Origin of the sequence: Oceanicaulis sp. (genome assembly GCF_965284345.1) — a bacterium.
In the GTDB taxonomy this organism is placed as follows: Bacteria; Pseudomonadota; Alphaproteobacteria; order Caulobacterales; family Maricaulaceae; genus Oceanicaulis; species Oceanicaulis alexandrii_A.
The window spans coordinates 2,759,844-2,774,080 of record NZ_OZ260073.1; the positions used below are offsets into that span (position 1 = coordinate 2,759,844).

At 64.1% G+C, this 14,237-nt stretch carries 14 protein-coding genes; 6 read left to right on the forward strand and 8 right to left on the reverse strand.

The window, feature by feature from the left end; genetic code table 11:
* Window positions 1-6 precede the first annotated feature (6 nt).
* The 7 genes from dprA to ruvX form a co-directional block, all read right to left on the reverse strand.
* Window positions 7-1,134, reverse strand: a complete 1,128-nt coding sequence (gene dprA / locus ACQ66J_RS13420; RefSeq protein WP_430432021.1) for a DNA-processing protein DprA — start codon at window positions 1,132-1,134, stop codon at window positions 7-9.
* Entirely contained in the window at window positions 1,131-1,727 is a 597-nt protein-coding gene (gene plsY, locus ACQ66J_RS13425; RefSeq protein WP_430432022.1) for a glycerol-3-phosphate 1-O-acyltransferase PlsY, read from the reverse strand. Before plsY ends, dprA begins: the two co-directional genes overlap by 4 nt.
* 2 nt (window positions 1,728-1,729) lie before the next feature.
* The gene (locus tag ACQ66J_RS13430; protein WP_430432023.1) at window positions 1,730-2,995 is read right to left on the reverse strand and encodes a dihydroorotase; all 1,266 of its coding nucleotides are present in this window, start codon (window positions 2,993-2,995) and stop codon (window positions 1,730-1,732) included.
* A complete protein-coding gene (locus tag ACQ66J_RS13435; protein WP_430432024.1) occupies window positions 2,992-3,996 on the reverse strand; it encodes an aspartate carbamoyltransferase catalytic subunit in 1,005 nt (334 codons plus the stop codon). The genes ACQ66J_RS13430 and ACQ66J_RS13435 overlap by 4 nt, the downstream gene beginning before the upstream one ends.
* Before the next feature lie 86 nt (window positions 3,997-4,082).
* Window positions 4,083-4,997 (reverse strand): AEC family transporter, encoded by a 915-nt coding sequence (locus ACQ66J_RS13440; protein WP_430432025.1) that lies wholly within the window; start codon window positions 4,995-4,997, stop codon window positions 4,083-4,085.
* Window positions 4,994-5,911 carry an AEC family transporter gene (locus ACQ66J_RS13445; protein WP_430432026.1) on the reverse strand — a complete coding sequence of 306 codons (918 nt, stop codon included), beginning with the start codon at window positions 5,909-5,911 and terminating at the stop codon, window positions 4,994-4,996. The genes ACQ66J_RS13440 and ACQ66J_RS13445 overlap by 4 nt, the downstream gene beginning before the upstream one ends.
* Window positions 5,908-6,354, reverse strand: coding sequence for a Holliday junction resolvase RuvX (gene ruvX / locus ACQ66J_RS13450; RefSeq protein WP_430432027.1), 447 nt, complete (start codon window positions 6,352-6,354; stop codon window positions 5,908-5,910). The genes ACQ66J_RS13445 and ruvX overlap by 4 nt, the downstream gene beginning before the upstream one ends.
* 165 nt (window positions 6,355-6,519) lie before the next feature.
* Between ruvX and gatC the strand changes: the two genes are divergently transcribed.
* The 6 genes from gatC to ACQ66J_RS13480 all read left to right on the forward strand — a co-directional run bounded on the left by gatC (window position 6,520) and on the right by ACQ66J_RS13480 (window position 13,275).
* A complete protein-coding gene (gatC, locus tag ACQ66J_RS13455; protein ID WP_022702094.1) occupies window positions 6,520-6,807 on the forward strand; it encodes an Asp-tRNA(Asn)/Glu-tRNA(Gln) amidotransferase subunit GatC in 288 nt (95 codons plus the stop codon).
* Between the two features lie 5 nt (window positions 6,808-6,812).
* On the forward strand, window positions 6,813-8,294 hold the full coding sequence (gene gatA / locus ACQ66J_RS13460; RefSeq protein ID WP_430432028.1) for an Asp-tRNA(Asn)/Glu-tRNA(Gln) amidotransferase subunit GatA: 1,482 nt from the start codon (window positions 6,813-6,815) through the stop codon (window positions 8,292-8,294).
* A gap of 148 nt (window positions 8,295-8,442) precedes the next feature.
* Window positions 8,443-8,685: a hypothetical protein gene (locus ACQ66J_RS13465; protein WP_375549222.1), complete on the forward strand. Its 243-nt coding sequence runs from the start codon at window positions 8,443-8,445 to the stop codon at window positions 8,683-8,685.
* Entirely contained in the window at window positions 8,685-9,671 is a 987-nt protein-coding gene (locus ACQ66J_RS13470) for an NADPH:quinone reductase (protein ID WP_430432029.1), read from the forward strand. Before ACQ66J_RS13465 ends, ACQ66J_RS13470 begins: the two co-directional genes overlap by 1 nt.
* 36 nt (window positions 9,672-9,707) lie before the next feature.
* Window positions 9,708-11,204, forward strand: coding sequence for an Asp-tRNA(Asn)/Glu-tRNA(Gln) amidotransferase subunit GatB (gatB, locus tag ACQ66J_RS13475; RefSeq protein WP_430432030.1), 1,497 nt, complete (start codon window positions 9,708-9,710; stop codon window positions 11,202-11,204).
* 715 nt (window positions 11,205-11,919) lie between these two features.
* Window positions 11,920-13,275: a mechanosensitive ion channel family protein gene (locus ACQ66J_RS13480; protein WP_430432031.1), complete on the forward strand. Its 1,356-nt coding sequence runs from the start codon at window positions 11,920-11,922 to the stop codon at window positions 13,273-13,275.
* On the opposite strand, the gene ACQ66J_RS13485 is transcribed toward ACQ66J_RS13480, so the two are convergent.
* The gene (locus tag ACQ66J_RS13485) at window positions 13,272-14,216 is read right to left on the reverse strand and encodes a radical SAM protein (RefSeq protein WP_430432032.1); all 945 of its coding nucleotides are present in this window, start codon (window positions 14,214-14,216) and stop codon (window positions 13,272-13,274) included. The two genes, ACQ66J_RS13480 and ACQ66J_RS13485, sit on opposite strands and share 4 nt — an antisense overlap.
* Window positions 14,217-14,237: the final 21 nt, after the last annotated feature.

A 14,237-nucleotide genomic window follows, 5' to 3' on the forward strand; every position in this document is an offset into this window, starting at 1 on the left:
GCCGCATCAAGGCTGATAGGCGCTGCAGACCATGCCGTTGGGCCAGATCTCGCAGCGCCCCGCCAGCTCCAGCTCCACAAGGGCGGCCAGAACCACACGGGCGGGGGCTTTTGTCAGGCGCGCCAGTTCGTCGCGTGACACCGGCGTGGGCGAGAGCAGGGCGGCGATGCGTTCGCGGATATCCTCAACGGCGTCATTCAGCGCGTCCGCGTCGTCAAACTCGTCTTCGAACTCTGATCCGCCGGGCTCCTGAAGGCTGGTGCGGCGGGCGCCGGAGAGCACCGCCAGCACATCCTCCACGCCTTGGACCAGCGCGGCGCCGTCCTGCAGTAGGCGGTTCGAGCCCCGTGCGCGCGGGTCCATGGGCGAGCCGGGCACGGCCATGACTTCACGATTTTGCTCCAGCCCGTAGCGCGCGGTGATTAAAGAGCCCGAGCGTTCGGCGGCTTCCACCACCAGAACGCCCAGCGACACTCCGGAGATCAACCGGTTCCGGCGCGGAAAATCGCGTGCTTGTGGGGAATACCGCAGCGGCGTTTCGCTCACCAGAAGGCCTTGGTCGGCGATGGCGTGATAGAGCGCTTCGTGTTCGGGCGGATAGATGGAGGTGAGCCCGCCCGCCAGCACGGCGAGGGTTCCGGTCTCTAAGCTCGCGGCATGGGCGGCGCCGTCAATGCCGCGCGCCAATCCGGACGCTACGATCACGCCGCGTTCGCCCAAGCCCCGCGCCAGATCGCCCGCAAAGCGCAGGCTCGCTGCGGAGGCGTTGCGTGCGCCGACCATGGCGCAAATCATTCGGTCCTTGAGACCCAGCTTGCCTTTGACGCTGATCACCGGCGGCGGCGGATCAATGGCGGCGAGATCCGCGGGGAAGTCAGGCTCGCACGCACACAATAAACGCGCGCCAAACTGGTCATGATCCTCTAGCTCGGCCTCAGCCTGCTCGCGGGAGATGGCTTTCAGCGGCTTGGCGCGTCCGCCACGTTTTGACAGATCGGCGAGATTGTCGATGGCGTTTGACGCAGTCTCGAACCGCTCGATCAGCTTGGCGAAGGTGACAGGTCCAACCCCCGATGTGCGCGACAGGCGAAGCCAGTCCACACGCTCTTTCGGGGAGAGGAGCTGTCGCTTCACGCTTTCTTCGCCCCGATTTTGGGTTCATCGCCTGTGAGGATGCGGCCGATATTGTCCTTGTGCCGCCAATAGAGCAGCACCGCCAGGAACAGGGCCAGCACGGCGACGGCTTCCTGGCCGAAGGCGTAAGCCAGAAGCGGCGCGGCCAGCGCGGCCGTAAGCGCCGCCAGCGAAGACATCCGCATCAGAAGCGCCATGCCCAGCCAGACCAGACAGGTCAGCACGCCGACGGGCCAGAACGCCGCCAGCAGCACGCCCAGAAAAGTCGCGACGCCCTTGCCGCCCTGAAATTTCAGCCAGACCGGGAAGCAATGTCCGAAAAACGCTGCGCCGCCGGCGATCAGACCGGCGGTGGGTGAGGCGAGTGCGGCGAACAGAAGACACGCAAAGCCCGCCTTGCCCGAATCGAGAATAAGAGTGGCGAGCGCCAGATCCTTGCGGCCCGTGCGCAGCACATTGGTCGCGCCAATATTGCCCGACCCCACGGCTCGGATATCGCCCAGCCCCGCCAGCCGGGTCAGCAGCAGGCCGAACGGGATCGAACCGAACACATAGCCGACGACCAGCGCCGCCGCGAACCAGGGATCAAACATGACTACTCGTCTTCCAGTTGATAGATAATCGCGCCTTCCGCGATGGTGATCAAGGCCTTGCCGAACAATCGGCGGCCAGAAAAGGCGCTGGGGGCGCGGCATTGCATCGGGCCGCGGCCATAAACGAAGGGCGCGTTGGGATCAAACACCACCAGGTCGGCGGGGGCGCCTTCGTCCAACCGTCCCTGTTCCAGACCCAGAATGTCCGCAGGGCCGGAGGTGACGGGCCGCAGGGCGTCCGCCAAGCTCATTCGGCCATCCTCGGCCATCGTGCACAGAACCGGCAGCAAGGCTTCAAGGCTGGCCGAGCCGGGCGCGGCTTCGGGGAAGGGATGGGCTTTGGATTCACTGGTGCACGCCACATGGTCTGAGACGATGGCGTCGATCCGGCCTTCCGAAAGGGCGGTGATCAGCTCTTCACGGTCGGCTTCGCTGCGCAAGGGCGGTTCAAGCCGATAGCGCGGGTCGAGTCCGCCCGTATCCAGGTCGTTAAAGGTGAAATGGGTGAGCGGCGCTGTGACCGCGACTTCCAGACCGCTGGCGCGCGCGTCTGAAGCGGCGTTCAGGGCGTCTTGCGTGGTGACCCGGTCAAAGATCAGTCGTGCGCCTGTGAGCGCCGCCAGAGCGGCGTCGCGCTTGAGCGCCATGGTTTCAGATTGCGCGGGACGCGAGGGCAGACCCAGGCGCATGGACAGATCGCTTTCGGTCGCCATTGTGCCGCGGCTGAGCCCGGCATCTTCGGGGCGCAGGCTGATCCAGGCGTCAAAGCCCGCCGTGTAGGCGAGCACCCTGCGGGCCAGGCGCGTATCCAGGATCGGCTCGCCGCCATCGCCCAGATAGAGCGCGCCGGCTCGCAGCATCAAACCGATTTCCGCCATGTCTTCTTGAGAGCTGACGCACAGCCCGGCCGCATAAAGGCGCACCGCGCTGGTCAGAGCCGCCGCATCCACCGCCGCAATGTCTTCAGGGCGCTTGAAGCCGTCACCGCTTTCAGGCGACAGGACCAGCGTCGCCACACCGCCCGCCGCCGCTGCGCGCGCCGCAGCATCCACGCCGCGGGCGCCCGTTGAGGCGGGATCCGCCGTGCAGCGCATATCGATCAACGCCGGGGCCAGGGCCGCGCCTTTGGCGTCGATGACGCGCTCCTCATCCATCGGCGTCAGGCCAGGCCCGCTCTCCACGATCAGGCCGTCTCGAATGCGCAGGGCGCCGAACTCATCGCGTCCGGTGGCGGGGTCGATCAGGCGGGCGTTTTCAAAGAGCATCATGCGCCGTCTCCCAGCCCGTCCATGTCGTGAGCGCGCATGTCGGCGATGGCGCCGTTGGGCGCGCGTCCGGTGATCAGTTCGAGAATGGCGGAGCGTATGGCGACGCCGCTTTCCACCTGATCAAGGATGACCGCGCGATCGGGATCATCGGCGAGAGCGCCGTCGATCTCCACGCCGCGATTCATCGGGCCAGGATGCATCACGAGACACTCTGGGCTAGCGCGCTCAAGCCTGGCTTCATTGAGCCCCCAGAGCGCGGCGTATTCGCGGTCAGACGGGATCAGCCCGCCGGTCATGCGTTCTTTCTGGATGCGCAGCGCCATCACGGCGTCGCACCCTTCCAGCGCTTCTTCAAGATCATGAAACACCGTGACGCCCCAGCGATCCGCGTCGGCGGGCAACAAGGTGGCGGGACCGCACAGGCGCACTTCGGCGTTCAGAAGGTTCAGCAAAGAGACGTTCGAGCGCGCGACGCGCGAATGCAGGATGTCGCCGACGATCAGGATGCGGCGGCCGCCCACCTCGCCCCAGCGCCGGGTCAGGGTGAAAGCGTCCAGCAAGGCCTGGGTGGGGTGTTCATGGGCGCCGTCGCCTGCATTCACAGTCGGCACGCCGGTGACGCGAGCGAAATGCGCCGCCGCGCCGGCTGATTTATGGCGCACGACCAGCACATCGGGGCGCATGGCGGCGAGGGTGAGGGCGGTGTCATCGAGACTTTCGCCCTTGGAGATCGAGGCGCTGCCGGCGGCGAAGTTGACCACGTCTGCGCCTAGGCGCTTGGCGGCGATCTCGAAACTCGCCAGCGTGCGGGTGGAGTTCTCAAAAAAGAGATTGATCTGGGTGAGGCCCTTGAGGGTGTCGCCCGCCTTATCACCGCGGCGCGCGGCGTCGAAATGATGCCGGGCGCGCTCGAAAATCATCTGCACGTCGAGCGGGTTGAGATCCCCGACGCTCAACAGGCTGTCATGGGGAAAATCATAAGCGAAGCCTGTGCGCTCCATAAAGGCGCCTCCCGATAAGCGTTCGCGGGGGTATAGGCGCGCACACGGGTTCGGGCAAGCTGGCCCGTGTCAGAAATCAGTGGCTATCAGAGCGACAGCGCAATCGCGGCCGCCACCGGCAGGGTGATCAGGCTGGTCAGAACACTGAGGGTGATCATGCCGGCGGTCAGTCCCGCCTCGCCGTCAAAATCGGCGGCGACCGCATAGATAAAGGCGGCGGCGGGGGCGGCGCCGGCGATCGCCATCAGTACGGCGAGATCGCCGGTCAGACCGAACACCAGCGCCAGTCCCAGATAGACGACAGGGCCGATGACTGTTCGCAGCACGGCGGCGGACGCCAACACCGTCAGACGGCCCTTGAGCGCCCTGAAATCCAGCCCTGCGCCCATGGAGAGAAGGATCACCGCCATGGAGCCGGCGCCGATCATCTCGATCGGGGCTGTGAGGAACGCAATCCGTCCCAATCCGGACAGATTGGCGAGAAGGCCCAGCACGCAGGCGAGCACCACCGGATCGCGCGCGGTCTTGGTGAGCGCTGCGCTCAGACCCCGGCCCGAGGTCAGGGCGAAGCCGGCCACCGTGGCCGCAGCGCCAATGATCACGCCCGTCGCCGATACCGCGGCGCCCGCGCTGGCGATGGCGTCGCCCAGCAGCCGGTCTGCGAGCGCCAGGGTCAGAACGATATTCCACATCACGGCGGTGGCGATCATGGGCGCGGTAATTCGGCCAGAGACACTGACCAGACGACCCAGTCCCAGCGCCAAAACGATCATGATGGCGGACCCCAGGGCGGACACGCCGCCGATCATCAATGAGTTCGCGCCGTCAAACTGCGCACTCGCTAGCAGCGTGAAGAGAAAGCTCGGCAGCAAGAGGCGATGGTTCAGCGCGTTGACGCCCCGCCACAGCTCGCGCGGGACATAGCCGCTGGCGCGGACCCCATAGCCCAGGGCGATGACGATAAAGACCGGCAGGAAGGCGGAGAGGATGATCTGGGTCATAGTCCGGCGATCCAGATCCAGAAGGGAATCGCGAAGAAGGCCAGAATGGTCGTGGCGGTCACATGGCCGGCCATCAGACGGGTGTCCCCGCCCATTTCTGCCGCCAGCACATAGGCGCCGGCGGCGCCGGGGGTCGCGCCGACCATCACCAGCAGCGCCAGGGCCGTGCCCTCCACCTGCATGAGCAGGCCCAGGGCCAGAAAGACGGCGGGCGCGACGACAAGTTTCAGCACGATGCCCAGGCTCAACAGACCCGGGCGGGTTTTTAGCGCCGAGAAATCGAGACCGGCGCCGATCGCCAACAGGATCAGGGGCAAAGCGGCGCGTCCGGCCAGCTCCGCTGTTGTGGCGACCGGGCCGGATTGAAACAAACCCAGCGCATTCGCCAGCGCGCCGGCCAGACAGGCGATGATCAGCGGATTGGTGACGAGCCGCAGTCCGACGCGGCGGATATTCGGACTGACCTGACTGGCGCCCCAGATCGTCAGCACCGCCACGGACATGATGTTCACCAGCGGCACGGTCGGCGCGAACACCAGGGCCGCCAGCGCCTCGCCTTCCTGACCGAAGGCCGGTCCCGCCACCGCCAGAAAGACGAACCCGTTCCAACGCACCGAGCCCTGAAACAGGCTGGTATAGGCCGGACCGTCCACGGGCAGCAGTTTGAAGCCCAGGGTCACAACGCCCATCACCAGAAAGCCCAGGGTCACAGCGATCAGGAAGGGCCCGGCGGGCAGGCCGGCGTAATCGGCGCGCGAAATGGTCGAGAACAGCAAGGCTGGCAGCAGCGCCTGATAGCTGAGCCGGTTGACGCCCCGCCACAGCTCGGTGCGCACCAGACCTGACCGACGCATGATCCAGCCGAGCGCAATCACGCCGAAAATGGGGATGAGGGCGTCGGCGACTGCGGTCATGACAGGGGATCGTCCGGCGAGGGCAGAGGCTGGCTGACGCCTTCATTGATCCGGGCGATCGCGCTTTCCAGAATCACCGCGGCGGCCTGTGCGTCCACAAAATCCTTGTGTTGGGCATGTTTCACACCCGCTTCGAGCAGGGATTGGGTCGCTGCGAAGGTGCTCAGCCGCTCGTCCTGAAAGCAGATCGGTAGATCGCGCAGGCGCAAAAGGTTGGTCACGAAGGAGCGGGAGGACTGAGCCCGGCGGCCATCCCCGCCATCCATATGCAGCGGCAGCCCCACGATCAGACCGGCGCATTTGCGTTCGTCATACAGCGTCAGCAGCGCCTGGGCGTCCGGGGTGAACTTGACGCGCTGGATGGTGGTCAGCGGCGTGACCAGGGTGCGATCGGTGTTGGAGACGGCGACGCCCAGCGTTTTCGTGCCGGGATCGACCGCCATCAGCGGCCCTTTGGGAAGGAGCGCGGGTTCTAGAAACAACATGCGCCCGGTTTAGGCCTGTCGGCCTGTCTTTGGAAGAGGCTGACTCCGTCACAATCTTGCGCCGCAGCACCGGCGTTGGTACGCAGAGCGCTTAGCCTTGCCCTCCCATCCGGAGACCTGCCCATGTCTGTGACCCAAGACGATGTCCGCCGCATTGCGCGTCTGGCCCGCATCGCCGAACCGAGCGACCGTCTCGATTCGCTCACCAATGAACTCAACGGCATTCTCGACTGGGTCGAGCAGCTTGATGAAGTGGACGTCACAGGCGTCGAGCCGATGACCACCCCGGTGCAGACCCCGCTGCCCTTGCGCGCGGACGAAATTACCGATGGCGGCAAGCGCGACGATATTCTGGCCAACGCCCCGAAAGCCGAAGAAGGCTTCTTCGTTGTGCCCAAGAGCGTGGAGTAAGCGCGATGACCGAGTTTTCCCAGCTCTCCCTGTTTGACGTGCTCGACGGCCTTGAGAAGAAAGACTTCTCGGCGGTGGAAGTGGCTGACGCGACCGTGAAAGCCGCTGAGGCCGCGCAAGGCGCGCTCAACTGCTTCACCTCAATCGATGGCGACAAGGCGAAAGAGATGGCGCAAGCCTCTGACGCGCGCCGGGCGAAAGGCGAGGCGGGCGCCCTGGACGGCGCGCCCATCGCCATCAAGGATTTGTTCGGCGTCTATGGCGTTGAGACGACCGCCAGCTCGAACATCCTCAAAGGCTTCAAGCCGCGTTACGAATCCACCGTTTCTCAAAATCTTTGGGACGCCGGCGCGGTATTCTTTGGCAAGACCTCCATGGACGAGTTCGCCATGGGCTCGTCCAATGAAACCGCCGCCACCGGCCCGGTGGTGAACCCCTGGCGCGCCAAGGGCTCGACTGAAAACCTGGTGCCGGGCGGCAGCTCGGGCGGCTCGGCCGCGGCGCTGGCGGCGGGCATTTCCTATGGCGCCACCGGCACCGACACCGGCGGCTCGATCCGTCAGCCGGCGGCGTTCACCGGGCTTGTGGGCGCAAAACCCACCTATGGCCGCTGTTCGCGGTGGGGCGTTGTGGCGTTCGCAAGCTCGCTCGACCATCCCGGCCCGTTCGGCAAGACGGTGAAGGACACAGCATTGCTCACTCAGGTGATGTCTGGCCATGACCCCAAGGACTCAACCTCCTATCCGGGCGCGGTTCCGGACATGGTGTCTGCGGTCAGCCGCGGCGTGAAGGGTTTGAAGATCGGCATCCCGAAAGAGTATCGCGTGGACGGCATGCCGTCTGACATTGATACGTTGTGGGAGAAGGGCGCCCAATGGCTGAAAGATCAGGGCGCGGAGATCGTCGAGATTTCCCTGCCGATGACCAAATACGCCCTGCCGGCCTATTACATCATCGCGCCGGCTGAGGCCTCGTCCAACCTCGCGCGCTATGACGGCATGCGCTATGGCCAGCGGGTCGAGGGCGACGACCTGACCGACACCTATGAGAAGACGCGCGGTCAGGGCTTTGGCGATGAAGTCCAGCGCCGTATCCTGATCGGCACCTATGTGCTGAGCGCCGGGTATTATGACGCCTATTATCTGAAAGCGCTGAAGGTTCGCCGCAAGATCCTGGAAGACTTCAACGCCGCTTTTGAGGGTGTGGACGCCATCCTGACGCCCACCACGCCGAGCGCCGCCTTTGGCATTGGCAGTAAAGCGGACGCCGACCCGATCGAGATGTATCTCAACGACATCTTCACCGTGACCGCCAATATCGCCGGTATCCCGGCGATGAGCGTTCCGGCTGGACTCGACGCCAACGGTCTGCCGCTGGGCCTTCAAGTCATCACCAAGGCGCTGGACGAAGAAACCATGTTCGCCGTCGGCGGCGCGCTGGAAACCGCTGCTGGCTTTAGTGCGAAACCGGAGCAGTGGTGGGGGTGATGAAAATCACACGCGCAGTGTCCTCCCCCGTTCACGGGGGAGGTGGCCCGACAGGGCCGGAGGGGGCGGGGACATCCTCTCCCCCCTCCGTCTTCCGCTGCGCGTCAGACACCTCCCCCGTGAACGGGGGAGGACAAACGGCGTGCCCATGACCAATCTTCCCCGCCTCCTCATGATCGGTTTCGGCCTGGTCGCCATTTTCGGCGCGCTTCTGGCGTCCGGGCGACTGGGCGAGGGCGGCGTGCAGATGGCGGTGGGGATCACTTTGCTGGTCACCGGCGGCATTGGGGTGATGAACACGATTTTCTTCACGCGTTTGAAGCGCTCGCTCGATGAGATGGCGAAAAACCCGCCTGTCGACGCGCCTGCACCCGACGGGGAGCCGGACTGATGCGCGCGATCTGGTATGAAGATCAGGGCGCAGCCGACGACGTGCTGACGCTGGGCGAACGCCCTGAAGCTGCGCCCGGCCCCGGCGAGGTGGCGGTGTTCATCAAGGCGTCGGGCGTGAACCCGTCAGACGTGAAAACGCGTGCGGGCCTGCGCGGACCGATGAGTGTGGCGCGGCAGATCCCTCATTCTGATGGCGCCGGCGTCATCAAGGCGGTGGGCGAGGGCGTCGACCCGGCCCGGATCGGCGAGCGGGTGTTTGTATTCAACGCCGCCTTCAAGCGCGCGGGCGGAACTTGCGCCGAAATCTGCGTCGTCCCGGCCGAGTTCACCGGCGCGCTGCCCGACGCCGTGAGTTTTGAAGAAGGCGCGTGTCTGGGCGTGCCCGCATTGACCGCCCATCGCGCCCTGACGGCGAATGGCCCGGTACAGGGAAAGACCGTGCTCGTCACCGGCGGCGCGGGCGCTGTGGGGCTTCAGGCGATCCAGCTGGCGACATGGATGGGCGCGCGCCTTGTCATCGCCACGGTGTCGGGTCCTGAAAAGGCCGAAGCGGCGCTCGAAGCGGGCGCGGATGATGTCATCAATTACCGCCATCAGGACGTGGTCGAAGCGGTCGAGGCCGCCACAGACGGCGAGGGCGTCGACCATATCGTCGAGGTGGAGTTCGGCGGCAATCTGGCGGCGTCAGTCGCCCTGATCCGTCCCCACGGCCTGATCGCCAGCTATGGCAGTGAGGGCGAGAAGACGCCCGAACTGCCGTTTTATGATCTGATGTTCAAGAACGCCGGATTTCAGAGCGTGTTCGTCTACACGCTGCCCCCCGCCCAGCGGGCCGCCGCAGTACAGGATGTGAGCCGTGCGCTGGCCGAGGGCGCGCTGAAACCGCGCATCGACAGTGTTTATGCCTTGGAAGAGTGCGCCGACGCCCATAAACGGGTGGAAGCCGGAGAGAAAATCGGAAGCGTCATCGTCACCCCTGTGTGAGGATGATCTTTGTTAGTTGAGATAGAGAAGACCGCCATGAGCAGCGAGCACACCTACGTCATCAACGGCGCCACGGGCGATTGGGAAATCGTCATGGGGCTGGAGGTGCACGCCCAGGTCAAATCCAACGCCAAACTGTTTTCCGGCGCCGCGACGGCCTTTGGCGCGGAGCCCAACACGCAAGTGAGCCTGGTTGACGCCGCCATGCCCGGAATGCTGCCTGTGATCAATGAGGCCTGCGTCGCGCAAGCCGTGCGCACGGGATTGGGGCTGAACGCTCAGATCAACGCCTATTCGCGCTTTGACCGGAAGAATTATTTCTATCCCGACCTGCCCCAGGGCTATCAGATCAGCCAGTTCGCGCACCCGATTGTGGGCGAAGGCGAGATCGAGTGCGAACGCGATGACGGCACCCTGTTTACTGTGGGCATCGAGCGTCTGCACCTGGAGCAGGACGCGGGCAAATCCATCCACGATCTTGATCCCAACGCCACCTATGTGGATCTGAACCGCTCCGGCGTGGCGCTGATGGAGATCGTCTCGCGGCCGCATCTGCGCACGCCCGCTGATGCGGCGGCTTATGTGCGCACCCTGCGCACGATCCTTCGCTATCTCGACACCTGCGGCGGGGATATGGAAAAGGGCCAGATGCGCGCCGATGTGAACGTGTCGGTCTGCCGTCCGGGCCAGTATGAGAAATTCATCGAGACCGGCTCGTTCGAGCATCTGGGCACGCGCTGCGAGATCAAGAACGTCAACTCGCTGCGCTTCATCATGCAGGCCATCGAATATGAGGCCCAGCGTCAGGTGGATATTCTGGAGGAGGGCGGCACGATCGATCAGGAAACGCGCCTGTTTGACGCCAACGCCGGGGTGACCCGCTCCATGCGCTCCAAAGAAGAAGCGCATGACTATCGCTATTTCCCCGATCCTGACCTGCTGCCGCTGGTGCTCGAGCAGAGCTTCATCGACGATCTGAAGGCGAACCTGCCCGAACTGCCCGCCGACAAGCGCAAGCGCTTCGTCGAGGAGCTGGGCCTCAGTGAATACGACGCGTCTGTGCTGGCCGCCGACAAGGACCGTGCGGACTATTTCGAGAAAGTGCTCGAAGGCCGCGATCCCAAGCTCGCCGCGAACTGGGTGAATAACGAGCTGTTCGGTCGCCTCAACAAAGAAGGGCTCGGGATCACCGAAAGCCCGATCAGCCCTGAGCAGTTGGGCGGCATCGTCTCGCTGATCAGCGACAAGACCATTTCCGGCAAGATCGCCAAGGACGTGTTCGAGATCGTCTGGGCGGAAGGCGGCGACCCGGCTAAGATCGTCGACGATCGCGGCATGAAACAGGTCACCGATACCGGCGCCATCGAAAAGGTCATCGACGATCTGATCGCGGCGAACCCCGAACAAGCCGAAAAGGTCAAGGACAAGCCCAAGACCATGGGCTGGTTCGTGGGCCAGGTGATGAAGGCAATGGGCGGCAAGGCGAACCCGCAAGCCGTCAACGAAATCCTCGCCAAAAAGCTTCTGGGCTAGGCGTTTCGTCTATCCGTGATTTGAAGACCCCGGAGCCGAGCTCCGGGGTTTTTTTGATTGGGTCTCTGAAACCCCGGCCCAGCGCAGCGCAGAGCCGGGGTTTCCCTCAGGATAAGGCGCTATTCGCGGAGGGAGGTCCCGGGTCTTCGCGATGCTCGCCCGGGATTTCACGCCTCCTCTCATCCTCTTCCCCGGCGAAGGCCGGGGCCCAGAGCCGGATGCGTAGCGCTTGATGATCACTGGATCCCGGCCTTCGCCGGGAAAGAGGGGAGAGAGAAAGCACCTTTAGCCCCGCGAGCAAACGCAGGGGTGAGCCAGAAAACGGGTCGCGCGGGAGCGGGCCGTCTGGTGGTGAAAATAAGCAGTCTGGGAAGCCAACCCGGCTCCCGCGCTGGAGATGTTTTGTCGGGATCGCCGCACGGAGACTTCTGCGCTGTCGCGCCGCCGGTGCAGTCGCCGCCTCATCAGACGCCGCTGCCCTGGACCGCTCGGTGATGATCCGCCTTTTCGGCCAGAGCGTGCGTTAAACCCTCTGTCCTCGGGACATCTCGCCCCTCCCAGCCTGAACGCGCCGGCCGCCCGTCATGCGAGGAACCAGGCAGAGTATGGCTCAGCTTGGGGAGGGGGCGGATAAGTCTGCGGCTGTCCGCTTTCCCTGTCGCGTTGCTGACCCGCCTCTAGTGACACGCAATACGAACGCGCTACCCTTGTCGGCATGACCCAACAGCCTGAATCCGCCCTGTCTGATATCGTCCCGGTTGATGAAATTCGCACGCGCGCCGAGGCGTTGCTCGATTGGGTGCAGGTCTCTGTGCTCAATTTCGACAACGCCTTGCAGCTGGCCCTGATCCTGGCGGCGTTCATTCCGGCGCTCATGTTCGGGCCGCGCCTGCGCAATCTGATCCATGAGGGAACGAAAACCCGCATCAAAACCGGGATGTGGCGTCGACTGCTGACGGCGGCGCTCGCCTTGATGACGCCTTTGGCGCTGTATCTGGTGCTGACCATGATCCGGGTCGGCTTGGGGGCGCTGGATAGGCCGGTCGCCATTGTCAGCGCAGCGATCAGCCTGATGAGCGCCTGGCTGTTGATCCGGGCGGTGACCTTGGTGATCCGCTCGCAATTCTGGTCCCGGCTGGCGTTCTACATCATCTGGCCGATCGCGGCGCTGGACGTGTTCGGCCTGCTCGACGATGTGATCGCGCAATTGCAGGCCTTGTCCATCCCGCTGGGCGAGACCAGCGAGGGGGAGCCGGTCTCGCTGAGCCTGTTCGATGTTCTGCGGACGATGATCTATTTCGGGCTCTTGTTCTCGATCGCGAGTTTCGCGGGTCGGGCCCTCGACAAGCAATTGCAGAAGTCCGACGAGATTTCCCCGGCGCTGAGCGCCCTGATCTCGAAGGTTCTGGGCGTGCTGCTGCCTGTGCTGGCGCTGCTCATCGCGCTGCAGATGACGGGCTTCAACCTCGCCACGCTGGCGATTTTCTCCGGCGCGGTCGGCATCGGCGTGGGTCTGGGCCTGCAAAAGACGGTGTCTAACTTCGCGGCCGGTTTCACGCTGCTTGCGGACAAGTCCATCAAGCCCGGCGACGCCATCGAGGTTGACGGCCAGTTCGGCTGGGTGACGGGGATGCAGGCGCGCTATGTGTCGATCCGCACCCGCGACGGCACGGAAATGCTGTTGCCGAACGATCATTTCATCAATAACGGCGTCACCAACTGGTCGAAATCTGACCATATCGTTCGCATGCACGCGCCATTTGGCGTGTCTTACCGTACGCGCGATCTCAAGGCGGTGCAGACCCTCGCCATCGAAGCCGCCAAGACGGTGAACCGGGTGGTCTCGGAGCGCGAGCCGGTCTGCAATGTGATGGAGTTTGGCGATTCGTCCGTGAATTTCGATCTGCGCTTCTGGATCAGCGATCCCCAGAACGGCCAGGCGAATGTGCGCTCGGACGTCTATCTCGCCCTGTGGGAGCGTCTGCATGAAGAGGGCGTCGAGATCCCGTTCCCGCAGATGGATTTGCATGTGAAAGCCTTGCCGGACCGCGCCGAGCCGTCAGAGTCTTAAGCCGAGCAGCTCGCTCCGCCCAGAACGCAGAACTGGGCGCAGTATTTATGGTTCAGACGCACAGGTTTCAGGCTCTCTTCCAGCGTCTGCGCCAGCTCGAACTCGTCTTCATAGGGCAGAAGGGTGCAAGCAACCACGCTGGCCCGCTCAGCGCCGCGCCGCTTGATCACCATGCGCTGGCTGGCGCACATGATGTCGTCTGGGTTCTTATTGAGAATGCCCCAGCAATCCACCGTGATTTCGGGCGGGTCGCCGCTTTCGTCCATCTCGGGGAAAATCACCAGACGCGACGGATCCTCGCTCGGGATGTCCGCGCCGACTGTTTCAAACAGCGCCTTGAATCCATCCCGCGCTCCAGCGTCGGTTTCACTCCATAGCGAGCGTCCGGCCGCGCTGAGCGTGAAGCCGTGATCTGAGAGCCATGTCAGCCCCTCCAGCGTGGCGTCAAACCCGCCGGCGCCGCGTTCTTCGTCATGATAGGCGCGGGTGTAGTGATCAAGGCTCAACCGCATTTCAATCTGATCGCCAAATCGCGCCTGAAGGCCCAGAAGGCCAGCCTGCACCCGCGGGCGCATCATGGGTTTCATGGCGTTGGTCAGGACCAGAACGTCATGGCCTCGCTCTAACGAGACCTCCATCAGCCGGACCATCTCCGGATTCATGAAGGGCTCGCCGCCTGTAAAACCGATCTCGACCGTCCCGAAGCCGAGCGCGTCGATCTCGTCGAGATAAGAGACCACGTCCGCCTCGCTCAGATAGACGAGCGCGTCATTGGTGGGTGAGCTGAGGATGTAGCAGTTCTTACACTCGATATTGCACAGCGTGCCGGTGTTGAACCACAGAGTCTTGAGCGTATCAAAGCCCACGCTGGCGCGGGTTTCGCCTTTGGCGGTGACAAGAGGGTCTGAGAATTTGATCAGCGGCGCTGAGGCGTCAGGCATGAAAGACTTCCGAGTTAAAAG

Excerpts from the sequence above, each read along its gene's own strand:
- plsY (WP_430432022.1), bottom strand. The coding sequence starts at position 1,727 with ATGTTTGATCCCTGGTTCGCGGCGGCGCTGGTCGTCGGCTATGTGTTC.
- ACQ66J_RS13430 (WP_430432023.1), bottom strand. The coding sequence starts at position 2,995 with ATGATGCTCTTTGAAAACGCCCGCCTGATCGACCCCGCCACCGGACGC.
- ACQ66J_RS13435 (WP_430432024.1), bottom strand. The coding sequence starts at position 3,996 with ATGGAGCGCACAGGCTTCGCTTATGATTTTCCCCATGACAGCCTGTTG.
- ACQ66J_RS13440 (WP_430432025.1), bottom strand. The coding sequence starts at position 4,997 with ATGACCCAGATCATCCTCTCCGCCTTCCTGCCGGTCTTTATCGTCATC.
- ACQ66J_RS13445 (WP_430432026.1), bottom strand. The coding sequence starts at position 5,911 with ATGACCGCAGTCGCCGACGCCCTCATCCCCATTTTCGGCGTGATTGCG.
- ruvX (WP_430432027.1), bottom strand. The coding sequence starts at position 6,354 with ATGGCGGTCGATCCCGGCACGAAAACGCTGGGCGTCGCCGTCTCCAAC.
- gatC (WP_022702094.1), top strand. The coding sequence starts at position 6,520 with ATGTCTGTGACCCAAGACGATGTCCGCCGCATTGCGCGTCTGGCCCGC.
- gatA (WP_430432028.1), top strand. The coding sequence starts at position 6,813 with ATGACCGAGTTTTCCCAGCTCTCCCTGTTTGACGTGCTCGACGGCCTT.
- ACQ66J_RS13465 (WP_375549222.1), top strand. The coding sequence starts at position 8,443 with ATGACCAATCTTCCCCGCCTCCTCATGATCGGTTTCGGCCTGGTCGCC.
- ACQ66J_RS13470 (WP_430432029.1), top strand. The coding sequence starts at position 8,685 with ATGCGCGCGATCTGGTATGAAGATCAGGGCGCAGCCGACGACGTGCTG.
- gatB (WP_430432030.1), top strand. The coding sequence starts at position 9,708 with ATGAGCAGCGAGCACACCTACGTCATCAACGGCGCCACGGGCGATTGG.
- ACQ66J_RS13480 (WP_430432031.1), top strand. The coding sequence starts at position 11,920 with ATGACCCAACAGCCTGAATCCGCCCTGTCTGATATCGTCCCGGTTGAT.
- ACQ66J_RS13485 (WP_430432032.1), bottom strand. The coding sequence starts at position 14,216 with ATGCCTGACGCCTCAGCGCCGCTGATCAAATTCTCAGACCCTCTTGTC.